We start from the raw sequence: 21,361 nt of genomic DNA, 5'->3' as shown, positions 1-21,361 counted from the left end.
GCTGTTTCACAAACGTCTAAAGGCGACGTTCGTGATCAAGCTAGAGAGGGGCACTCGTCATCGACTTCTTGCGGCGACAGATCACGTGTCACGACAGATGCGCCCGGGCACTGTGAAAGGCAGCTACGAGGTCGCGGCACCAAAGTACGGCTCGGAGCGAATTGTGTACGCCGCCGACGAGCTCCTAGAGCTGATGAATACTCATCTCGGCGAAATCGGCACGTTCGGAGAACCTGGATACCTCTTCCCCGGCAAACCCAACGAGCCGCCCACCCGCGGACAGGTCGGCTACTGGTGGGCCAAGACACGCACCGCGGCCAGTGTCGACGGCGTGCGGCTGCACGACCTCCGACACTTCTACGCCTCGGGTCTCATTGCGAACGGCTGCGACGTCGTGACCGTGCAGCAAGCGCTCGGGCATGCGAAGGCGACGACGACCCTGAACACGTACAGCCACCTCTGGCCGACAGCCGAAGACAAGACCCGCGCTGCCGTCGGGGCAATCGCACGGACCGCTCTCGCTGCTGCTGCGGACTCCTTGCGGACCGCGGACTTGGAGATCACCTCAGCGTAAGGGATCGCGGCCTATTCTCGACGTTGTCGTTGAACGTCAAGGCTGCTCCTGGAGATGCGAGGGACTGTTACCGAACGCGAATCGCGCAAAAGTACCGATCGTCGTATGTAGCCGATCCTAGTAACGAATCGGGCGGTTGCGTCCCTCCCCTGCGAGGGGGGGGGGAGCGCCGCGCGAGCCACCCGCGAGCCCCGCACTGCTTCCTCCACTTACCCGAACGAACGCGACGAAGCAATCGGGAGCACTTGCACGCATGCTCCCCCTACCCTTGAAATCATGTCCAACGACAATGCACACTTCCGACGCCTCCCGCGGGCGATACAGCAATCGGTGACCGCCGGGCTCGACGCTGAAATCGAGGAGAGCTTTCGGCGCATCGACCGCGCGAAGCACGACCCGTCGGTGTCGGAAGCGGACGTGCGAGCGCTGGAGAACGATATCGTCACCGTCGGCGAACTTCGCCGAGCCCTCACCGGCGAGTAGTTCGACGGGAGAAGAGCATGAGAGTGTCACCGGCGATGAGTCTCGCAGCCGCGACGATGCTGATGCTGGGTCTCGCGGCTTGCGCGCCTGAGACCGGCGCGTCAGACGAGCGCACTCCGTCGCCCTCGTCATCTCGTGAGCCGGAACCGTCTCACGAGCCGAGCACGGAGCCCGAGCCCACGGAAGACTTGCAACCGGAGCCCGAGCCGACTCCCGTAGAGATTCCGGCGTGCGAGCAGCTGGTCCCCCTCGACGTGGCGCATGAGACTCTGGGGTCGAGCTACGTCTTCATGCCAGATGCCCCTTCGTTCCGCGACACCTTACTCACCTCAGTGGGCCCATCGGCCCGGGAAGCACTCGCACAGGCCGAACAGACATCGTTCTGCCTGTGGGGCATCCCGCAGTCGGACGGCGTGAATCCGGTGATGGTCGCTGAGCTGCCGGCTGATGCGCGAGATGCGTTCCTTGCTGAACTCCGCGCTTCTGAGTTCGCAGAGACCGAAGTCTCGGGATCACCCACGTTCGTGTGGGAAGACAATCCAGGTCTCACTCAGAGATTCCTCTGGTACGGCTTCACCGATGACCTGCTAGTCGTTTCAATCGCCCAGAGCAGTGACGGCGGCGTTGGAGCGCCCGCGCTCAGGTCGCTTCAGGCCGCAACTTAGAAGATCGACCAGCCGGTGCGGGAGGTGAGCTCGTCGAGCGCAGCCATGCCGATCAGCGAGTTGCCCGACGAGTCGAGGCCGGGGCCCCACACGCAGATCGAGCACACGTCGGGAACGATGGCGAGGATGCCGCCACCGACGCCCGACTTCCCCGGCAGGCCGACGCGATAGGCGAACTCGCCGGCCGCATCGTAGAAGCCTGATGTGAGCATGACGGCGTTCACCCGCTTCGTCTGATTGCCGCTGAGCAGGTGTCGGCCGTCGGCGCTCTCACCGCGTCGAGCGAGAAACGCTCCGGCCGCCGCGAGGTCGATGCAGCTCATCGAGATCGAGCATTGGCGCACGTACCGATCGAGCACCGCATCCACGTCATTGATGAGATTGCCGAAGCTGCGCAGCAGGTGGGAGATCGAGGAGTTGCGATCGGCGTGGGCGAGTTCTGATGCCGTCGTGAGCGCATCGATAGAGATCTCAGAGTTGCCCGATTCCGTGCGCACGAAATCCAACACGGGATCCCCAGCTTCCGGCGTCAGTGAGAGCAGATGATCGGCGACGACCAGGGCGCCGGCGTTCATGAACGGATTGCGCGGAATTCCGCGCTTGTACTCGAGTTGCGCCAGAGAGTTGAACGCCGCCCCCGAGGGCTCGCGGTCCACGCGCTGCCAGATCTCGTCGCCGTCGCCCGCCATCACCAGCGCAAGCGAGAAGACCTTCGAGATGCTCTGGATAGAGAACTCGACATCGGCGTCGCCCGATGAGACCTGGGTGCCGTCGGTCATCATTACCGAGATGCCGAAGTGATCGGGATTGACAGCAGCGAGGCGCGGAATGTAATCCGCGACGCTCCCCGAGCCGATCAGCGGCCGAACGGCCTCGTGCACATCATCGACGAGTTCCTGGAGATTGATGGCCATCAGCGACACTCAGGCGCTCGCATAACGGTCGGTCGCCCGCACGAGCGCGTCGACGATTCCCGGCTCGCTCGCGGCGTGACCCGCATCGGGAATCATCTCGAAATGTGCCTCCGGCCATGCCCGATGCAGATCCCACGCAGTCTCGGGGGGCGTGCAGGCGTCATAGCGGCCCTGCACGATCACGCCCGGAATATGAGCGAGCTTCGCTGCGGCATCGCGGATCAGCTGGCCCTCGTCCAACCATCCCGCATTCGAGAAGTAGTGGTTCTCGATCCGCGCGAACGCGACCGCGCTGGCGGGATCTGCGCGTACCTCCTCAATGCTCGCGACATCGGGGATCAACCGGATGGTCGAGTTCTCCCACACCGTCCATGCGACACCGGCGGGCACGTGCACCGCCGGATCCTCGTCGAACAATCGCCGATGGTATGCCGCGACGAGATCATTGCGCTCATCCTCGGGGATCACCGACAGGTACTCCTCCCACACGTCGGGGAAGAGGTGCGAGGCGCCCTCCTGGTAAAACCAACGAATCTCGCTCGCGCGCAGCGTGAAGATGCCGCGCAGCACGAGCTCGGTCACGCGATCGGAGTGCGTCTGGGCATACGCGAGCGCAAGCGTCGACCCCCATGAGCCGCCGAAGACCTGCCAGCGATCAACGCCGAGCGACTCCCGAAGCCGCTCGATATCGGCGACGAGATGCCAGGTGGTGTTCGCCGACAAGTCGGCGTCGGGCGCGCTCGCGTGCGGCACACTCCGGCCGCACCCGCGCTGGTCGAACAGCACGATGCGGTAGCGCTCGGGGTCGAAGAATCGGCGGTGATCCGGGGCGCATCCCCCTCCCGGTCCGCCGTGCAGAAATACGACAGGCTTGCCATCCGGGTTGCCGCACGTCTCCCAGTAGATCGAATGCCCGTCGCCGACGTCGAGCATCCCGTGAGCGTACGGTTCGATGGTCGGGTACAGGTCACGCGTCGCTTCGGTCATGTCTCCACACTAACGAGCAACGGATGTGCGTGAACTCGCTTCCGGTTGTGTAGCACTGCGTGGCCGCGACGCCGCGGTCAGCTGGCCTTCGCCTGGCGACTCTGACGTTCAGCCGCCTGCTGCTGTCTACGCAGTTCCTTCTCATGGACCGGCCACGTGCCTGCGGCCCGCTGCGCCTCCACATAGTCGTGCGCTTCCTGTTGCCGCTCCGCTTCGATTCCCGTCGCGATCTCTGCGCGCAGCAGCTCCGGGGTGAGTCCGAATGGTTCGATCAGATCGAGCGCGTGGGGGCGAAGCCGATTGATCAGACGGTCAACATATGCCGTGACCGCTTCCGCACGATGCGGCGACATGCGCCCAGCCGTGAGGTACCACGCCGCGTTGCGCTCGATGATGCCGAGGCCGAACAGGTCTCTCAACCAGGTCAGCACCTGCCGCGACCCCTGGTCTGAGATCTTCTCGAGTGCATCGGTGAATGCTTCCCACTGCAGGAGCTCACCATGTGCGCGGGCGGCCTCGATGAGCTTGTACTGCTGCGCGTTGAACGCGTTTTCGTTGGCGATCGCACGCGCTCGCGTCTCTTCTTTCGGAATCCCCTTCGTCGCTTCGCGCAGTGCGAGCGCGATCTCCCCGACCATCGTCTGCACGCGGTCCGCGAGCAGTTCTCGCTGCGCGTCGGGCGCGCGCATGCTCTCGACCGAGCGAGCGACCTGACCGAAATCGGCGATACTCTGCCCGACGCGCCTCAGCCCGAACCGGCTGACGCGATCCCCGATCTGACTTGCAGCAGCGCGCGCGAGCGTCGCTCGATCCGCATTCTTGAACTGCGCGGCGTAGTCGGTGAGCAGACGTTTGCCGACGAGCTGCAGCAGCACGTTGTTGTCGCCCTCGAACGTGACATAGATGTCGAGGTCGGCTCGCAGGCCGACGATGCGGTTCTTCGCGATGAAGCCGGCGCCGCCGCATGCCTCTCGAGCTTCTTGCAGCGTGTCGAGCGCGGCCCAGGTAGACAGCGGTTTGAAGGCAGCGGCCAGGGTCTCGAGATCTTCCCGGTTCTCGTCGGTGTCTTTCGCGCCCGAGAAAACCTCGTCGAAGACGGTCAACAGGCGTTCGTCGGCGAACTGCATGGCGTAGGTCTGGGCGAGGCGTGGAATCAGGCGGCGCTGGTGCAGACCGTAGTCGAGCAGCACGGTCTCGCGGCCGGAAGCGCCCGGGAACTGGCGGCGCTCGCTGCCGTAGCGAATCGCGATGCCGAGTGCCGCCTGCATGGCGCGCACGGCCGACCCGTCGAGCGAGACGCGGCCCTGCACGAGCGTGCCGATCATCGTGAAAAAGCGACGCCCCGGGCTCTCGATCTCCGATGAGTACGTGCCATCGGGCGCGACATCGCCGTAACGGTTGAGCAGGTTTTCACGCGGTACGCGCACATGAGTGAAATGCAGACGACCGTTGTCGATGCCATTCAGGCCGCCCTTGACCCCGTCGTCTTCGCTGCCGACGCCGGGCAGCATCTCCCCGTCAGCGGTGCGGATCGGCACATAGAATGCGTGCACTCCGTGGTTCACCCCGCGAGTGATGAGCTGCGCGAAGACCACTGCGGCTCGGCCGTGCAGCGCGGCGTTGCCGAGGTAATCTTTCCACGCCCCGGCGAACGGGGTGTGGATCTCGAACTCTTCGGTTGCTGGATCGTAGGTCGCTGAGGTGCCGATCGACGCGACATCGGAGCCGTGCCCGATCTCGGTCATTGCGAAAGCGCCCGGCGTCTGCAGGTTGATCACATCGGGCAGCCACTGCTCGTGATGCTTCGCCGTGCCGAGATGGAGAATCGCCGCACCGAAGAGGCCCCACTGCACGCCGCTCTTGATCTGCAAGGAAGGGTCGGCGAGCACCAGTTCTTGGAACGCCGCGATATTGCCACCGTGGTTGTCGCTGCCCCCGACGGAGGATGGAAACGCGCGCTGGATCGCTCCCGCCTCAACGAGGATGCTCAACTGTTCGAGCGCGCGCTGGCGGTGGTCGTCCATGGACTGCCCGGGGATCGTGTGGAGCCGCGGATCGGATGCGAGCCTGCGCGACTCCAAACGCTCGGCTTTCCATTTGCCGAGCAGCGCGTCGCTCACGACCGCAGTGTCGATTCGGGGCTGGGAGGACGAGCTGCGTTCGGCCATCGGAACTCCTTCAAAATGACAGGCTGGGGCGGCCCTGTCGGCCTCACCCCGGTGATGCTGTCAGCCTAAAGTCGACCACCGACACTGCCAAGCGATGCGCGGAGCACCCACAAACTCATCCTGCGGCCGAGCAGGTGCCTCTTGTGCGCAACCTCCAAAGTCGGCCGATCCAAGCTGGCGATATCGTCAACCGCGCGTCAGATACGCCGCCCCGACCCCGGCTCCATTTCTCCGAAGAAGGACACGCGAATATCCGCTTCATCGAGCATCTCGCGCGTGCGCGTCTGCCGCGTCGGCGGGACGATAAGCACGACCCGACCGCCCTTGCCTGCGCGCCCCGTTCGGCCCGCCCGATGCAAATAGGTTTTGAATTCGTCGGGCGGGTCAGCCTGCACCACGAGGTCGACATCGTCGATGTGCAGGCCGCGCGCGGCGACATCCGTAGCGACGAGCACCGACGCTTTTCCCGACGTGAACTTCGCGAGATTGAGCTCGCGTCGAGCCTGACTCAGGTTGCCGTGAAGCGCGGTCACCCTGATGCCGGCCGCGGCGAGCATCTCCGCGGTCTGCTCGGCATACGCGCGCGTGCGGCAGAAGACCATGGTGCGGCCGGGGGCTGAGGCCAGTTCGGTCAGCACCTCGTCTTTCTGCGCGCGCCTCACCACGAACACGCGGTGCTCCACGGGCATCGCCTCTGCTTCTTCCGCTTCGTGCACGGCAGGCTTCTCGAGAAACTCTGCGACCAGCGCAGACACCGAGGCATCGAGGGTCGCCGAGAACAGCAGGCGCTGGCCGCCACGAGCGGTGTGCCGCAGCACCTGTTGCACGGGCTCCAAGAACCCGAGGTCGCACATGTGGTCGGCCTCATCGATCACCGACACGAGCACTTCGCGAAGGTCGAGGCGCCGGCGCGTGACCAGATCTTGCACGCGCCCCGGTGTTCCGATGACGATATCGACCCCCCGCTCCAGCGCGTGGATCTGAGGATCGACCGGCACGCCGCCGACGAACTGGGCGGTGTAAAAGCCGACCGACCTGGCGAGCGGCTGCACGGTGCGATCGATCTGCAGCGCGAGCTCGCGCGTCGGGGCGAGGATGAGCGCCTTCGGCTTTCGCGCCGATTTCCGCGTGTCGCGCACTCCGCGCTGCTGCCGCGATTTCGCCGGTTTCGGATCTGATGCGAAGGCGCCCTGGGCCTTCAGCCGCAGCAGGCGCTCAACCAGGGCCGCGCCGAACGCGATGGTCTTGCCCGAGCCGGTGCGCGCACGTCCGAGCACGTCGCGACCCTCGATCGCGTCGGGAATCGTCGCAGCCTGAATCGGGAACGGACGGTCAGCGCCCAATTCGCCCAGCACCCGCACGAGGTTGCCTCCGAGCCCGAGGTCCCCAAATGCAAGCCCAGCCACGTCAGCCGATGTGGTGCGTCGCGCCTCGAGCCGTTGCGGCGAAGGAGTTGCCCGTGTCGATGAAGCGGCCCCCGTCGACGGAGCAGCAGCGGGAGGCGTGCGCCGCGCCGACGACTGTTGCGCGTCACGCGGATCGCGGCGACGCTCAGACGGCCGCTGCTTCCGGGCTGCTCGAGGCTCGGTCGTCTCAGCGCCGTCGGGCCCGAACGCGTACAAGCGCGCTCCATCTGCAGAGCTCTGCTCGGAGCGCTTCGCCCGCGCTTCCGGAGCGGCGTCCTGACCGCGGCGCCGCCCGTGAGCGCCGCCGGCCCCCTTCGGTTTGCGATTCGGGTCGTAATTGGCCGGTGGCTTGAAGCCGCCGCGTCTTCGCTGCGCCATGACTAGCGGGTCTCCCCTGATTCGCCCCTGGGCGGGGTATCGGTTCGGTCGCTCTCGTCGGGTGTCGTGGCCAGTGCCTCGTCAGCCTCGTCAACCTCTTGAGTGGCCTGCCACATGAGCTGCTCCCAATCGAGTTCGCCGGTGATCGGCGGAGCCGGCTCACTCGGCTCGGCCTCTGAATCGTCGACAACCGGGGGTTCGAGCGAAACGGGCGCTTCTGATGCTTCGAGCGTGTCGAACGCCTGGGGTTGCTCGAACATCTGCGTGGACGCTGTCACTGGCTCGTCGTTGGTGGCGCCATCGCTCACACTCGTGGCGAACAGCGGGCTCACGGAAGGACCCGGATCGGCCCGCTCGTCGTCCGCAGTGTGCGCAGCCGATGCGGTCTCACCGAGGTCGGTCAGCGGGTTGTCATTGCCCGTGAAGCCGAGATGATCGAGGTCGAGTGACATCTGCTGCGTCGACGGACCCATAGGCTCGTTCACCGTCGCTGGCTCGAGCGTCACGGGAGTCGCTGACTCTGCGACGTCGACGGGCTCCCCGATCGGGGAGCGAACCGGCGCAGCGGGCTCCTCCGGTTGCGCGAGCTCTTCCGGCGCGGCGCGCACCGCGGGCACCGGGGCCGTCACTACGGAAACGGGGTCGGCATGCTGTGCGTGGACATCACCCGAACCGTCTTCGGTCTGCGCAATGTCGGATTCCCCGAGCGCAGCGTGCGAGGCGTGCTCTGCATCGCCTCCCGCGACCGTCGCCCCGGCTCCGATTGCCGCCCCGGTGCCGGCGCCGATTCCAGCCCCAGCTCCAGCGAGGGCCGCTCCCGACGCGGGACTGAGCTTCGGGCTCCGACGCCGTCTCGGCGCGCCGCCGCGCTTCGGTCCGCTCTCGCGGCGGCGCTCCACCAGGTAGTACAGCGTGGGAAGCACGACGAGCGTGAGTACCGTCGAAGACAGCAGTCCACCGATCACCACGACCGCGAGCGGCTGCGAGATAAAGCCACCCTTGCCGGTGATACCGAGCGCCATGGGCGTCAGCGCGAGGATCGTGGCCAGCGCGGTCATCACGATCGGACGGAGTCTCTGCAACGATCCGTGCAGCACGGCGTCGCGCAACGCGTCACCACGGATCCGATACTGATTCACCAGGTCGATGAGCACGATGGCGTTGGTCACCACGATGCCGATGAGCATGAGCACGCCGATCAGCGAGGCCACACCCAAGGGGATGCCGGTGACGATGAGCAGCAGAATGGCTCCGGTCGCCGCAAACGGCACCGAGATCAACAGCAAGAGCGGTTGCAGCAGGCTGCGGAACGTCGCCACCATCACCACATACACGATGAGAATCGCCGCGAGCAGTGCGAGCCCGAGCTGCTGGAACGCGTCGGCCTGCTGCGACAGCACGCCTCCGATGCTCGCGCTCGCTCCCGCGGGCAGCTCGAGCGTCTCGAGTGCGGCGGTGACCTCGGTGCTCGCGGTGCCGAGGTCGTCTCCCTTCGGCAATGCAGACACCGTTACCGAGCGCACGCCATCCTCGGTGCGCACGGTGACCGGGCCGTCGGCGACCTCCACCGCGGCCAGGCTGCTCAGCGGCTGCGGGCCGGCGGCGGTCTGGATCGTCAGGGCCGCGACACCGGCCTGGTCGGTTGGGGCCACAGCATTGAGCAGGTAGACCGAGACGGTGTCGGCCTCCATGCTGATCTGCCCGATCTGAGCGGGCTGCATCTGCTGAGTCACCTGGCCGGCGACTCCCGCCTCGGTAAGGCCGGCCTGGGCGGCGAGCGTGCGATCCACCGCGATGCGGAGGAATTCACGCGACTCCCCGAGATCGCTCTCCACCTGCTGCAGGCTGGGCTCCTCTTGCAGGGCGGCCACCACGGCCTCGCTGGCCTGGGCGAGCGTGCCCTGATCCGGTGCCGTCACGTTCACCTCGATGGCGCTCGACGACGTGACTCCGCCGCCCGACTGCCCGAGCGAGAACTCGCCGGCATCGTCGAGCTCATCGACGGCGGCCCGAATGTCGTCTTGCACCTGCGCCTGATCAGCATCGGGATCGGTGGTGATCGCGTAGTTCACCGTGCCGTCGCCGCCGCCGCCCCCGAAGAGCGCTCCCGCGCCCCCGGAACCGCCGATCGTCACCTGCACGCTGTCGATCGCAGCGACATCGTTCAGCGCGGCTTCCACGCTCTCGGCCTGCGTCAGCTGCGCGTCGAGGCTGGTACCGGCTGCGAGATTCTGCACGAGTCCGACCGAATTCTGCTCGTCGGATCCGAGGAAGCTCGTCTTCATGAAGGGGCTCGCTGCGATGGTGCCGCCGAAGACCACGACCGCGATGAGCAGCGTGATCGCGGGACGGCGCAGCGTCCACTCGACGATGGGGCGGTATCGGCGCTGCAGCGCGGTCGGATGCGCGTCGATCTCTTCGCCGGAATCGCGATTCGACGAGTTTTCAGGCGCTGCTTCGGCGCCGCTTCCGGCAGTGACGAACCCGCGTCGTCGACGGGATGGGCCCGTGCGCAAGAACCAGTACGCGAGCACGGGCACGATCGTGAGCGATACGAGGAGCGATGCGACCAGAGCGATGGTCACCGTGAATGCGAACGGGCGGAAGAGCTCTCCCACCATTCCCGCGACGAACGCCATCGGGAGGAAGACGGCAACGGTCGTGATCGTGGATGCCGTGATCGCGCCCGCGACCTCTCGTACCGCCCGGATGATGACGGCCGCACGATCTCCGCTGTCGGTGAGGTGTCTCTTGATGTTCTCGATCACGACGATCGAATCATCGACGACACGGCCGATCGAGATCGTCAGCGCGCCGAGTGTGAGCAGGTTGAGCGTATAGTCCGCGAAGTTCAAGCCGACGAACGTGAGCAGCACAGAGGTCGGGATCGAGATCGCGGTGACGAGCGTCGCACGAATGGACATCAGGAAGACGAGGATCACGAGCACCGCGAATACGAGCCCGAGAAGCCCCTCGGTCGTGAGCGTCTCGATCGACTCCTCGACGTACGGGGCCTGGTCGAAGATGACGGTCAGCTCCGCTCCACCGAGCTGTTCCTGGAGCTCGTCGAGCTTCTCCTGCACTGCGTGCGAGACGTCGACCGTGTTCGCCGCCGACGTCTTCGTGACGGCGATCGTCAATGCCGGAGCACCGTCCACGCGCGAAATGCTCTGCTCCGGGCCCGGCTCCAGTCGAACGTCGGCGACCGCGCCCATGGTCACCGGGGCAGCCGCAGAGGGCTCCTCGAACTCGTTCTGCCCGGGGAGGTCAGGTGCCTGCTGCTGCGCGGCGAGCTGCTCCGCGCTCACGGGGATGGGGAGCGCTGCGATCTCCTCGGCGGATTGCAGTTCGGTTCCCGCCTGGACGGCGAGGGTGCGGTCCCCTTCGGTGACCGAACCCGCGGCGATCAGCACCCCGCTCTGCTGCAGGGTGTCGGTGATGGACTGCGCACTCAGCCCCTGCGCGGCGAGGGCCTCGAAGTTCGGCTGGATCGTGATCTGGTCGGGCCGTGCTCCGCTCAGCTGGGCATCGCGCACCCCGTCAACGTCTGAGAGATCGGGGATCGCGACCCGATCGACGAGAGCGGCGGTCGATTCGAGCGTTTCGCCCTCGGCCGGAGTCACCGCGATCTGAATCACCGGGAAGTCGTCGATCGTGCCCGACAGCACTTGCGTGTCCGCGGCTTCGGGCAGCAGCTGGGAGATGCGGCTGATCGCCCGCTCGACCTTCTGCTCCGTCGAGGCGAGATCGACTCCGTACGTGAATTCGGCGAGCACGGTCGATGTGCCCGTGCTCGACGTCGCCGATGAGGTCTCGAGCTGCGGCACCCCGCGGAGCGCGGTCTCGATGGGCATCGAGACGTCGTTGTTCACCACCTCGGGCGATGCTCCGGGATAGCTCGTCACGACCGCGATGGTCGGGAACTGCACCGACGGCATCAGCTCCTGTTTCAGCGAGCCGACTCCGATCACCCCGAACACGGCCGCGACGATCGTGACGAGCGCGATCAGCGCGCGGTTCTTCAGGCTCAGCGCCGTAAGGAGGTGCATGGGCTCGATTATCCCATGCAGGAGGATCGGATTTGCCCGCCCCCTGTGGTCTCGCGCGCGCCGCAGGGGAGATAATACTGGAATGCCGCAGCCCCGCACCCGCCGAACGCTCGGTGCCGTATCCCCCGTCGACTTCCAACGACTCTCCGAACTCAGACGCATGCAGGCGATCGCCATCGGCCTGCTCATCGCCATGGCCGTGCTCTTCGTCGTCTCCTTCATCTTGCAGTCGCGCTACCCCGGATGGGGGTTCGTGCGCGCTGCGAGCGAGGGAGGCATGGTCGGCGCTCTCGCCGACTGGTTCGCGGTGACCGCGCTGTTCAGGCATCCGCTCGGCATCAAGATTCCCCACACCAACCTCATCTCGCAGAAGAAGGACGACATCGGCGAAGGCCTGGGATCCTTCGTGGAGGAGAACTTTCTCGCGGACGATGTGGTGCACGACAAGCTCTCCGAGATCAGCGGCGCACGGCGGGCCGGTGAATGGCTTTCGGATCGCCGCAACGCGGAGCGGGTCGGCGCCATGGCGGCAAGCGCGAGCCTCGGCACGCTCGCCGTACTCGACGACGACGATGTTCAGGAGCTCGTCGAAGTGCTCGTTCGACGACACGTGATCGAGCCGCACTGGAGCCCGCTCCTGGGACGTGCCGCCGAATCGTTCGTCGCGGGCGGCCACCATGAGGCGTTGCTCGACATCGCCGCCGAACGCCTGGAGGGGTGGTTGGTGGATCACCCCGACGCGTTCGATCGCGTCGTATCGTCGCGGCTCCCCTCCTGGATGCCGGGAATCGTCGATCGGTTCGTCGACCACCGCTTGCATGCCGAGGCGGTTCGTTTCGTGCAGAGCGTCGCGGCCGAGCCCGATCACCCCTTCCGCGTCGCCATGGGCAAACTGCTCTCCGACCTCGCCGGTGATCTGCAAACGCAGGAGCGCCTGCAGGAGCAGCTCGAAGCGTTCAAGCACGGAGTCTTCGACAGCCCGCGCATCCGGGCGCTCGCGCAGAGCACCTGGCAGGCGGCCCGAGCGGCGATCATCGACATGCTCGAGAACCCCGAGAGCGATCTGCGCACCCGCATGGTGCGGGCGGCGCAGGACTTCGGCGGAAAACTGCAGGAGGACGCGACGCTGCAGTACAAGATCGACGTCTGGGTCATGGAGGTGGTCGAGCGCCTCGTGCGCACGTATCGCCATGATCTCGCGAACGTCATCTCCGAGACCGTGCAACGATGGGACGCCCGGGAGGCGGCCGAGAAGATCGAGCTCCAGGTGGGCAAGGATCTGCAGTTCATCCGCATCAACGGCACCGTGGTCGGCTCGCTCGCGGGTCTGGCGATCTACGCCATCGCGACGCTCGTGATCGCGCCCGTGGCCGGGCTCCCACATTGAACCGGCACAATCGGCGCAACCGGCGCGATCGGCGTCGTCAGCCGTAGGCGACGGGCAAGAGCATGTCTTGCACGCGGTCGGCGCCGGCTGTGTGATCCGCTCGCGTTGCGACGGCGCACTGCACCTCCCGGCAGTCGAGGCCGTCACTCGACGGCTCGGGAACGGTGAGGGTCACCGCGAATCTCCCCTCCGACGCATCCGAGTACTGGTGCGTCGCGAAACTGCGCCAGGCCCAATCATTCGTCACCCAGGCGCTCGTCAGCTGCGCGTCGTCGACCGCGCCTGACTCGGCGCCCTCGGGAATTCCGCCGAGGCACGGGCCGGGCTTCACCTCGGAAGAGGCCGGAACCGCGCACACCGCAACATATATGCCGATGCCGACATCGAATCCGGAACCCTCGATGCGAAGGGAGTCTCCGGGCTTGATCGCATCGAGCTTCGCCGGCCCGTCGGCGTCGACGGCTCGCAGGGTTCTGGTGCGACCGTCAGCGCCGAGCGCCGAGGTCTCGGACACGATGCTCGTCGGAATCTCTTGGCCCGACCCGCCAGCGCTGCGGTGCAGCACGATCGGGACCGTCACGGCCGCGGCGGCAACGAGCACCAGAGCAGCGACGATGAGGAGTGCGACGAGCACGAATCGGGAAGGGCGTGCGCGCGTCGAAGGCATGTCCACATGCTAACGCCCTGCGTTCGTTGCGCAGGTTCATCATGCTAGAATCTGCACCATACGTCTATAAACTGGTATCTGCCTCGGGGATCACATCTCGCGGGGCCCGACTGTGTAAGGGGGTCACGCATGGGGCGCGGCCGTCAGAAGGCAAAGCACACCAAGGTCGCCAGGGAGCTGAAGTATTTCAGTCCCGACACGAACTACTCTGCGCTGCAACAGGAACTCTCAGCGGCCGAGGCCGCGGAGGCGTCTCGAGTGCGAGAGGAAGACCCGTGGGCGGAATATGCCAGTAAGTACAACGCGGACGACGACGACGAGGATTGATCCTCGGATCGCGCAGCGCGCTTCCGCGTGACGAGTAAGGGCCCCTCCAGCTGGAGGGGCCCTTACTCGTCACTTCGGTGCCGGTCAGGCGCCCTTGCCCTGTGAGGCGACGGCGGCAGCTCCCGCCGCCGCGGCCTCGGGATCGAGGTAGCGACCCGGGCCCGTCGGAGTTCCGTCTGCGGCGATCTCATAGACGAGCGGCATGCCAGTCGGGATGTTGAGCCCGGCGATGTCCGTATCCGAGATGCCGTCCAGGTGCTTCACGAGTGCGCGCAGCGAATTGCCGTGCGCCGTGACGAGCACGGTCTTTCCCGCATTCAGGTCGGGCAGAATGCTCCCCTCCCAGTAGGGCAGCATGCGATCGATCACATCGGCGAGGCACTCGGTGCGCGGTTGCTCTCCATCGATGCCGGCGTACCGCGGATCGCCGGCCTGCGACCACTCGCTCGCGTCGTCGAGCACGGGCGGCGGGGTGTCGAAGGAGCGCCGCCACTCCATGAACTGCTCCTCGCCGTACTTCTCGAGCGTCTCCGCCTTGTCGAGACCCTGCAAGGCGCCATAGTGACGCTCGTTGAGACGCCACGAACGACGCACCGGGATCCACAGCCGATCCGCGCTGTCGAGCGCGAGGTGCGCGGTCTGGATCGCACGGCTCAACACAGAGGTGTGGAGCACATCGGGAAGCAGGCCGGCCTCGGCGAGCAGCTCGCCGCCGCGCGTCGCTTCACTGCGTCCCTGATCGGTGAGCCGCACATCGACCCAGCCGGTGAACAGGTTCTTCTGGTTCCACTCGCTCTGCCCGTGACGGAGCAGGATCAACGTATTCGTCATGCTTCCCAGTCTATGGGGAGTCCCGCCGAGCCCGTTGCTCGGCTCAGAGTCGCTTCAGTCGCGGAACCGCGCGAGCCGCCCCGGCGCTCGACGGCACGATCACCTCTTGCGAGGCGGCGATGATCTCGCCCGGTGCGGCCTGCGCGTCGTCGCCCTCGGCACCGCCGCGCACTTCGAGCTCGGCGTCTTCAGCGACGGAGCGCTTGAGCAGCGCGAGCGCGATCCCGCCCCACTCGTGGTGCAGAGCCGCGCGAGTGATGCGGCCGACCGGTCGGGCTCCTGGTTCACTTGCGGACCCCGCTCCCGAGAAGACCAGCGCACCGGCGACGGGAAGTTCTCCGCCGGTGCCGTCGAGGTGCAGCAGCGCGAGACGACGGGGCGGATGGCCGAGGTTGTGCACCTTCGCAACCGTCTCCTGCCCGCGATAGCACCCCTTGGCGAGGTGGACCGCGGTGCGCAACCAGTCGAGTTCGTGCGGGATCGCGCGCTCGTCGACGTCCCCGGCCTGCGAGGGTCGCCAGGCGCGTACTTCGAGCGCGTCGAGCGCGAGCACTCCGGCTGCGCGTACGGTCCCGGCGCGCACGAGATCGACCACGGCGGAGATCCGTTCGCGCGCGAAGACGAAGTGGGTGGCCGACCACTGCGCGCCGGCGTGCTCCGTGTCCGTGCGGGCGTACTGCACGCCGCCGTGCGCCACCGCAGACCAGGGATCGCGCCATTCGACTGCGGGATCGAGCGCTCGCAGGGCGTCGCCGGCGACACCGCTGAAAGCGAGCACTGCGGCGTAGCTGTCGCTGCGATCCTCGACTTCGACGCGCAGCGCGAAGCGCATCCGCGTCAAGAAGGCAGTGAGTGGAGCCGCGGAGCCTGCGTCGACCAGCAACCAGGTGCGCTCTCCATCGTCGGCGACGCGCACCGCGCGTTCGATGCGCCCGTTCGGGTCGAGAAGCAGCGTCTCCGTGCTCTCACCCGGCTGCAACGCGAGCAGGTGCTGACTCGTCATCGAGTGCAACCAGCTCAGTCGATCCGGCCCAGTGATCACGACCACTCCGTGATGCGACAGGTCGACGATCGCCGCCCCCGCTTCAAGGGAGCGCTGCTCCAGCAGGGGCTCGCCGTAGTGCGTCGCAACGCCGTCGTCAGACAGGACGATGCCGGGCAACTCGGAGAAGGGATTCATGTCGATTCCGAGCTCGCCATCGGCGTTCTCGAGAACGCTCAGCGCTGACCCTTGAAGAGCTTGTAGATGACAGTGCCTGAGACCCACGCGATCGCGAGGGAGGCCAGACCGAGGAGTCCGAGGTAGAAGAGTTCGAGCGCAAGAAGCATGACGACAGTCTACATCGCCGTTCGTATCGCGTCTCGTTACAGCAGCAGGCCGATGACATCGATGATCGCGATGATGACGACCGAGCCCGCGACGCTGAACGAGACACGGGAGATGAACCCCTCCCGCTGCGCTGTTCCCAGCTGCAGTGCGAACGTGATCAGCGTGGCGACCCCGACTGCGAGCACGAGCCAGGAGAAACGATCCGTCGGCGAGGTGAGCAACGTGACGAGCGTTCCCATCGCCGCGGCGGCCACCCACGCGAGCACCAGCCGCGGCACGTGCCAGGAGTGCGCGTCGGGCATCTCCGCGGTTTCGGGGGGCGTCTCGGTCATTGCGCCATTCTCCCACACCCGGGGCATTTCCCAGTTGGCTCGAAACACCCGCGAAACGGCCGCGAAACAGGCCGCACAGTACTATTTGGTGCAGGCCACGAGACGATGAAGGGATTGGGACGATGCAACTCCTCTGCCTCTCAGACCGCGATCCGGCTGACTCACTCCCGGGGCTCGATCTGCTTCCCCACGACGTTCGCACCTCGCCACTCTCGCTCCGCGTTCCCGAAACCATGGCCGATCGCTTCGACGCGGTGCTCATCGATGGAACACTCGATGCTCGCCGCGCTCGGGCCGCGTGCCTCGGCATGGTCGAAGGCAGCGAGACGCCCCGCGTCGTCATTCTTCCCGAGGTGGCGCTCACGGCGCTGACCCCGGAATGGGGCGTGCAGGAGCTTCTGCTCCCGACGGCGAGCCCCGTCGAGATCGAGCTTCGACTGCGGTTGCTCGAACGCCCGCAGGCTGCAGCGCAGCCCTCGGCCGTGCACGCCGCGGGCGTGATCATCGACGAGTCCAACTTCACCGCCCGCCTCTTCGGGCGCCCGCTCGATCTCACATACAAGGAGTTCGAGCTGCTCCACTTCCTCGCCGGGAACCCCGGTCGCGTCTTCACGCGGGAGCAGCTGCTGAGTGAGGTTTGGGGCACTGACTACTTCGGCGGAACACGCACGGTCGACGTGCACGTGAGGCGTCTCCGTGCCAAGCTGGGCGAACACGAGGGCCTGATCAGCACCGTGCGCGGTGTGGGCTACGGCTTCGCGCGGGCCCGCATCGAGGAGGAAGAGACGGAATGATGCATCTGGAGTCGAACGCCGCAACCCGATCGTCCGACTTCGAGCTCGCCCGTCACGTCATCGCCGTGGCCGAGGTGCACGATGGCGCCTCGCCAGTCTCCGATCAGGCGCTTCTCGCGGCGACCCAGGGCGAGCGCACGCTCCTGCTCTTCCGGCGCGAAGGAGAGCCGGATCCCGTGGCGATCGGTGTCGCGGGCCAAGGAGAGGTCGATCTCGTCGTGCTCCCGAACGCCCGGGGTGAGGGGATCGCCACGTCCGTCCTCCCGGCGTTGCTCGAACGCGTCGACGGCGCAGCGCTGGCGTGGGCTCACGGCGCGAACCCCGCGGCCGAAGCGCTGCTCACCCGAGCCGGCTTCGCACCGGTGCGGTCGCTCCTCCGTATGACCCTTGATCCTGCACTGCTGCCGCAGCACAAGATCGAACCCTCCGCGCTCGATACTCCCCCGGGCTTCGCACTGCGCGCCTTCGATCCCGAACGGACCGATGACGCGGAACGGTGGGTGCGGGCGAACGCAGCCGCATTCGCCACCCACCCCGAGCAGGGCCGGCTCACCGAATCCGACTTCGCGCTCATGCGCGCTGAGGAATGGTTCGACCCCGACGACCTCCTGCTGCTCATCGATCAGGCCGGCGAGGTCGCGGGATCGACGTGGGTGAAGACGCTGCGCGAGCCGGAGGTCGAGACAGAGCTGTACGCCGTCGGCGTGCGGCCCGAGTACGCGGGGCGGGGCCTCGGAGCCCTGCTCCTCGAAGCGACTCTTGCGCGCATGGCTCAGCATGAACCGGCTCGGGTCTCGCTCTACGTCGACGGCGACAACGAGCGTGCCGTGCGCATGTACGAGCGCGCGGGGTTCACCGTTGATTCACGCAGCCGCCAGTGGCGGAAGGCCCCGGCAGCGTCACCTGGTGCCACAATGGACGCATGAACGACGAACCGAGCGACCTCTCCTCTGAGCAGGTCGAACTTCCAGCCGACCGGTACATCGACCGCGAGCTGAGTTGGCTCGCCTTCAACCAGCGGGTGCTCGAACTCGCGGAGGATCCGTCGACGCCGTTGCTGGAGCGGGCCAGTTTCCTCGCGATCTTCGCCGCGAACCTCGACGAGTTCTTCATGGTGCGGGTCGCCGGACTGCGACGACGCATCATCACGGGGCTCGCCGTGCCGACCAACGTCGGTCGCGCACCGACCGACGTGCTCGCGAACATCAACCGCCGGGCGTACGAGCTGCAGCTGCGGCACGCCGAGTGCTTCCGCGGTCAGGTGCAGCCCGCCCTCGCAGAAGCCGGCATCAAGATCGTCGAGTGGGATGAACTCGACGATGCGGATCGCGAGATCCTCACCGACTACTACGAGCAGCGCATCTACCCGGTGCTCATGCCGCTCGCCGTCGACCCGGCGCATCCCTTCCCGTATATCTCGGGCCGGGCGCTGAACGTGTCGATTCGCGTACGCAACCCGAACACCGACAAGATCGAGTTCGCGCGCCTCAAGGTGCCGCAGATGATCCCGCGCTACGTGCGCGTCGACGGCCGCGAGAGCGTGGACGACGTGCGGTTCATTCCGCTCGAGGAGCTCATCGCGAATCAGCTCGGCGGGCTGTTCCCCGGTATGGAGGTCATCGACCACCACGTCTTCCGCGTCACGCGCAACGAGGATGTGGAGATCGAGGAGGACGAGACCGAGAACTTGATCCAGGCACTCGAGAAGGAGCTGCTGCGACGCCGATTCGGGCCGCCGATTCGACTCGAGATCTCAGATGACATGGATGAGGCGACGCTCGAACTGCTCGTGCGGGAGTTCGACATCGATGAGCAGCAGGTATACACGCTGCCCGCGCCGCTCGACCTCAGCGGCCTGTTCGCGCTTACCCGCGTGGCCCGCCCCGACCTCAAGTTCAAGCCGCACATCCCGGTGACTCACCCACAGTTCCGCGTCGGGGCACCGAGCGACAAACTCGATACGTTCGCCGCCATCGCGCGGCGGGAGGTGCTCGTGCACCACCCGTACGAGTCCTTCGCGACGAGCGTGCAGGCGTTCGTCGAGCAGGCGGCGACCGATCCCGACGTCCTCGCCATCAAGCAGACGCTGTATCGCACTTCTGGCGACAGCCCGATCGTGGCGTCCCTCATCAAAGCGGCAGAGGCGGGCAAGCAGGTGCTCGCGCTCGTCGAGGTGAAGGCGCGGTTCGACGAAGAGGCCAACATCACCTGGGCGCGCAAGCTCGAACAGGCCGGAGTGCACGTCGTCTACGGGCTCGTGGGGCTCAAGACCCACTGCAAGCTCGTGCACGTGATCCGGGAGGAGGGCGGCCGGCTCGCGCACTACTGCCACATCGGCACCGGCAACTACAATCCGAAAACCAGCCGCATCTACGAAGACTTCGGCCTGTTCACGTCGTCCCCCGAGGTCGGGCGCGATGTGACCAAGCTCTTCAATGTGCTGTCGGGGTACGCCATCGAGACCGACTACGACCGGCTCCTCGTCGCCCCGCTCCAGTTGCGGAGCGGCCTCCTCGAACGCATCGAACGCGAAGCGGAGCATGCGCGCGCCGGTCGACCGAGTGGTATCAGGCTCAAGGGCAATTCCATGGTCGACGAGACCATCATCGACGCGCTCTACCGGGCGAGCCAGGCCGGTGTGCCCATCGATGTGTGGATGCGCGGCATCTGCTCGATCCGCGCCGAGGTGCCCGGCCTCTCCGAGACCATTCGCGTGCGATCGGTACTGGGACGCTACCTCGAGCACTCGCGCATCTACTCCTTCGAGAACGGCGGCGACCGCGAGGTGTTCATCGGAAGCGCCGACCTCATGCACCGCAACCTCGATCGACGCATCGAGGTGCTCGTGCGCCTCGATGAACGCGAGCACCTCGAACGCATCTCGCGGTTCTTCGACTTCGCCTTCAGCGACGACGTCTCATCGTGGCGCATGCTGCCGGACGGCAGTTGGCACCGGAGCGTGGTGAATGAGGCCGGCGATGTGCTCCCCGACCTGCAGGATCTCGTGATGGAGGATCGCACCGAGGCCCGCCGTGCGCGGAGATCTCGGTGACTGAGGAGATTTTCGCTGCGGGAACCGTGTGCTGGACGCGCGAGGAGCGGCCCGACGGAGGCGAGCAGGTGCTCGTGCTCGTCATCCATCGACCGAAGCGTCGCGACATCTCGTTCCCGAAGGGCAAGCTCGAAGACGGTGAAAGCCTGCCACAGGCCGCGGTGCGAGAGACCCGCGAGGAAACCGGCCTCAGAGTGCGTCTCGACCAGCATCTCGGCACGATTCACTACGACCTCAGCGGAAACCGCCGCAAGACGGTGCAGTATTGGGCAGCTCAAGTGCCGCGCCGTCGGGCGCTCGAAGCGTCCTTTCTGCCGAACGGCGAGGTCGACGCGATCGAGTGGGTTCCGCTCCACGAGGTGCGAGATCAGCTCACCTACGCTGCCGATCGCGAACTCTACGATGTGTTCTTGGAGCTGGCCGGGCGCGATCTGCTCGACAGTTTCTCGGTCACCCTGCTCCGTCACGGAAAAGCGCTCCCGCGGGCGCAGAGCGACGAGCCGGACCACCTCCGCCCGCTGACGGAGTTCGGGGAGGCCCAGGCTTCGGCGCTCGTGCCGATACTCGACGCCTTCGGGCCGCGCCACATCTACGCCTCAACGGCGGTGCGCTGCGAGGCGACCGTTGCCCCGTACGCAGCACGGCGGCGCAAGCAGGTGCGGCACACCGATGCGATCAGTCAAGACGCGTGGGACTCGGGAGACCTCGGGAACCTTCGAGCGCTCATGACCGCCATCGTCGCCCGCGGCAAAGATGCGCTGCTCTGCAGTCATCGGCCCGTGCTCCCCGATCTCGCGCGCGAACTCGCGGTGGCCACGGGAAGTCGCGTCGGCGCCTATCTTGACGAAGCGACGACGCTCCCGACTGCGGGCTTTTCGGTCTTCCACCTGTCGCGGCGGCATCCAGACGCCGGAATCCTCTCCGTCGAAACGTATCCGCTGAAGCATTGACCACTCCGATCACGAGCCGTAGACGGCGAAGCCACTGATTTCGGCGTTTGCCGACGGCGTGAGTTCA

At 66.4% G+C, this 21,361-nt stretch carries 18 protein-coding genes; 9 read left to right on the top strand and 9 right to left on the bottom strand.

What is annotated here, in order from left to right; translation table 11 throughout:
• Nucleotides 1-85 precede the first annotated feature (85 nt).
• The 3 genes from AB0O71_RS01245 (at nt 86) to AB0O71_RS01235 (ending at nt 1,722) form a co-directional block, all read left to right on the top strand.
• Nucleotides 86-574, top strand: coding sequence for a tyrosine-type recombinase/integrase (locus AB0O71_RS01245; protein WP_363740995.1), 489 nt, complete (start codon nt 86-88; stop codon nt 572-574).
• Between the two features lie 276 nt (nt 575-850).
• Nucleotides 851-1,057, top strand: a complete 207-nt coding sequence (locus AB0O71_RS01240) for a hypothetical protein (RefSeq protein ID WP_363740993.1) — start codon at nt 851-853, stop codon at nt 1,055-1,057.
• A gap of 17 nt (nt 1,058-1,074) precedes the next feature.
• Nucleotides 1,075-1,722: a hypothetical protein gene (locus tag AB0O71_RS01235; protein ID WP_363740991.1), complete on the top strand. Its 648-nt coding sequence runs from the start codon at nt 1,075-1,077 to the stop codon at nt 1,720-1,722.
• Here AB0O71_RS01235 and AB0O71_RS01230 read toward each other — a convergent pair.
• The 5 genes from AB0O71_RS01230 to AB0O71_RS01210 all read right to left on the bottom strand — a co-directional run bounded on the left by AB0O71_RS01230 (nt 1,719) and on the right by AB0O71_RS01210 (nt 11,624).
• On the bottom strand, nt 1,719-2,636 hold the full coding sequence (locus AB0O71_RS01230; RefSeq protein WP_363740989.1) for a glutaminase: 918 nt from the start codon (nt 2,634-2,636) through the stop codon (nt 1,719-1,721). The two genes, AB0O71_RS01235 and AB0O71_RS01230, sit on opposite strands and share 4 nt — an antisense overlap.
• A 9-nt stretch (nt 2,637-2,645) precedes the next feature.
• Nucleotides 2,646-3,623 carry a prolyl aminopeptidase gene (gene pip, locus AB0O71_RS01225; RefSeq protein ID WP_363740987.1) on the bottom strand — a complete coding sequence of 326 codons (978 nt, stop codon included), beginning with the start codon at nt 3,621-3,623 and terminating at the stop codon, nt 2,646-2,648.
• Nucleotides 3,624-3,700: 77 nt separating this feature from the next.
• Complete coding sequence (locus AB0O71_RS01220) at nt 3,701-5,791, bottom strand: acyl-CoA dehydrogenase (RefSeq protein WP_363740985.1); 2,091 nt, start codon at nt 5,789-5,791, stop codon at nt 3,701-3,703.
• Nucleotides 5,792-5,988: 197 nt separating this feature from the next.
• Complete coding sequence (locus tag AB0O71_RS01215) at nt 5,989-7,575, bottom strand: DEAD/DEAH box helicase (RefSeq protein WP_363740983.1); 1,587 nt, start codon at nt 7,573-7,575, stop codon at nt 5,989-5,991.
• A 2-nt stretch (nt 7,576-7,577) separates the two neighbouring features.
• Nucleotides 7,578-11,624, bottom strand: a complete 4,047-nt coding sequence (locus AB0O71_RS01210) for an efflux RND transporter permease subunit (RefSeq protein ID WP_363740981.1) — start codon at nt 11,622-11,624, stop codon at nt 7,578-7,580.
• An 82-nt stretch (nt 11,625-11,706) separates the two neighbouring features.
• Between AB0O71_RS01210 and AB0O71_RS01205 the strand changes: the two genes are divergently transcribed.
• Nucleotides 11,707-13,011 (top strand): DUF445 family protein, encoded by a 1,305-nt coding sequence (locus tag AB0O71_RS01205; RefSeq protein WP_363740979.1) that lies wholly within the window; start codon nt 11,707-11,709, stop codon nt 13,009-13,011.
• A 37-nt stretch (nt 13,012-13,048) separates the two neighbouring features.
• On the opposite strand, the gene AB0O71_RS01200 is transcribed toward AB0O71_RS01205, so the two are convergent.
• Nucleotides 13,049-13,678, bottom strand: coding sequence for a hypothetical protein (locus AB0O71_RS01200; RefSeq protein ID WP_363740977.1), 630 nt, complete (start codon nt 13,676-13,678; stop codon nt 13,049-13,051).
• Nucleotides 13,679-13,807: 129 nt separating this feature from the next.
• On the opposite strand from AB0O71_RS01200, the gene AB0O71_RS01195 reads away from it, so the two are divergent.
• Nucleotides 13,808-14,005, top strand: a complete 198-nt coding sequence (locus AB0O71_RS01195; protein ID WP_090146959.1) for a DUF3073 domain-containing protein — start codon at nt 13,808-13,810, stop codon at nt 14,003-14,005.
• A gap of 84 nt (nt 14,006-14,089) precedes the next feature.
• Here AB0O71_RS01195 and AB0O71_RS01190 read toward each other — a convergent pair whose 3' ends face one another.
• The 3 genes from AB0O71_RS01190 to AB0O71_RS01180 form a co-directional block, all read right to left on the bottom strand.
• The gene (locus AB0O71_RS01190; RefSeq protein WP_363740974.1) at nt 14,090-14,836 is read right to left on the bottom strand and encodes a phosphoglyceromutase; all 747 of its coding nucleotides are present in this window, start codon (nt 14,834-14,836) and stop codon (nt 14,090-14,092) included.
• 43 nt (nt 14,837-14,879) lie between these two features.
• Nucleotides 14,880-16,016, bottom strand: coding sequence for a folate-binding protein (locus AB0O71_RS01185; RefSeq protein WP_363740971.1), 1,137 nt, complete (start codon nt 16,014-16,016; stop codon nt 14,880-14,882).
• Nucleotides 16,017-16,201: 185 nt separating this feature from the next.
• The gene (locus AB0O71_RS01180) at nt 16,202-16,498 is read right to left on the bottom strand and encodes a hypothetical protein (RefSeq protein WP_363740969.1); all 297 of its coding nucleotides are present in this window, start codon (nt 16,496-16,498) and stop codon (nt 16,202-16,204) included.
• Nucleotides 16,499-16,620: 122 nt separating this feature from the next.
• On the opposite strand from AB0O71_RS01180, the gene AB0O71_RS01175 reads away from it, so the two are divergent.
• The 4 genes from AB0O71_RS01175 to AB0O71_RS01160 are packed head-to-tail and all read left to right on the top strand — an operon-like array spanning nt 16,621 to nt 21,294.
• Nucleotides 16,621-17,292: a winged-helix domain-containing protein gene (locus tag AB0O71_RS01175; protein ID WP_363740967.1), complete on the top strand. Its 672-nt coding sequence runs from the start codon at nt 16,621-16,623 to the stop codon at nt 17,290-17,292.
• Nucleotides 17,289-18,218 (top strand): mycothiol synthase, encoded by a 930-nt coding sequence (gene mshD, locus AB0O71_RS01170; RefSeq protein WP_363740965.1) that lies wholly within the window; start codon nt 17,289-17,291, stop codon nt 18,216-18,218. The genes AB0O71_RS01175 and mshD overlap by 4 nt, the downstream gene beginning before the upstream one ends.
• Nucleotides 18,215-20,344: an RNA degradosome polyphosphate kinase gene (locus AB0O71_RS01165; protein WP_363740963.1), complete on the top strand. Its 2,130-nt coding sequence runs from the start codon at nt 18,215-18,217 to the stop codon at nt 20,342-20,344. Before mshD ends, AB0O71_RS01165 begins: the two co-directional genes overlap by 4 nt.
• Nucleotides 20,341-21,294, top strand: a complete 954-nt coding sequence (locus AB0O71_RS01160; RefSeq protein WP_363740960.1) for an NUDIX domain-containing protein — start codon at nt 20,341-20,343, stop codon at nt 21,292-21,294. The genes AB0O71_RS01165 and AB0O71_RS01160 overlap by 4 nt, the downstream gene beginning before the upstream one ends.
• Nucleotides 21,295-21,361: the final 67 nt, after the last annotated feature.

The sequence above is a fragment of the Leucobacter sp. NPDC077196 genome (genome assembly GCF_040687075.1).
In the GTDB taxonomy this organism is placed as follows: Bacteria; Actinomycetota; Actinomycetes; order Actinomycetales; family Microbacteriaceae; genus Leucobacter.
The sequence above is the reverse complement of the archived record's forward strand: the minus strand, read 5'-3'. Positions and strand labels throughout refer to the sequence as shown.

Coding starts and splice junctions, on each gene's coding strand:
- AB0O71_RS01240 (WP_363740993.1), top strand. CDS start 851: ATGTCCAACGACAATGCACACTTCCGACGCCTCCCGCGGGCGATACAG.
- AB0O71_RS01235 (WP_363740991.1), top strand. CDS start 1,075: ATGAGAGTGTCACCGGCGATGAGTCTCGCAGCCGCGACGATGCTGATG.
- AB0O71_RS01230 (WP_363740989.1), bottom strand. CDS start 2,636: ATGGCCATCAATCTCCAGGAACTCGTCGATGATGTGCACGAGGCCGTT.
- pip (WP_363740987.1), bottom strand. CDS start 3,623: ATGACCGAAGCGACGCGTGACCTGTACCCGACCATCGAACCGTACGCT.
- AB0O71_RS01220 (WP_363740985.1), bottom strand. CDS start 5,791: ATGGCCGAACGCAGCTCGTCCTCCCAGCCCCGAATCGACACTGCGGTC.
- AB0O71_RS01215 (WP_363740983.1), bottom strand. CDS start 7,575: ATGGCGCAGCGAAGACGCGGCGGCTTCAAGCCACCGGCCAATTACGAC.
- AB0O71_RS01210 (WP_363740981.1), bottom strand. CDS start 11,624: ATGCACCTCCTTACGGCGCTGAGCCTGAAGAACCGCGCGCTGATCGCG.
- AB0O71_RS01205 (WP_363740979.1), top strand. CDS start 11,707: ATGCCGCAGCCCCGCACCCGCCGAACGCTCGGTGCCGTATCCCCCGTC.
- AB0O71_RS01200 (WP_363740977.1), bottom strand. CDS start 13,678: ATGCCTTCGACGCGCGCACGCCCTTCCCGATTCGTGCTCGTCGCACTC.
- AB0O71_RS01195 (WP_090146959.1), top strand. CDS start 13,808: ATGGGGCGCGGCCGTCAGAAGGCAAAGCACACCAAGGTCGCCAGGGAG.
- AB0O71_RS01190 (WP_363740974.1), bottom strand. CDS start 14,836: ATGACGAATACGTTGATCCTGCTCCGTCACGGGCAGAGCGAGTGGAAC.
- AB0O71_RS01185 (WP_363740971.1), bottom strand. CDS start 16,016: ATGAATCCCTTCTCCGAGTTGCCCGGCATCGTCCTGTCTGACGACGGC.
- AB0O71_RS01180 (WP_363740969.1), bottom strand. CDS start 16,498: ATGACCGAGACGCCCCCCGAAACCGCGGAGATGCCCGACGCGCACTCC.
- AB0O71_RS01175 (WP_363740967.1), top strand. CDS start 16,621: ATGCAACTCCTCTGCCTCTCAGACCGCGATCCGGCTGACTCACTCCCG.
- mshD (WP_363740965.1), top strand. CDS start 17,289: ATGATGCATCTGGAGTCGAACGCCGCAACCCGATCGTCCGACTTCGAG.
- AB0O71_RS01165 (WP_363740963.1), top strand. CDS start 18,215: ATGAACGACGAACCGAGCGACCTCTCCTCTGAGCAGGTCGAACTTCCA.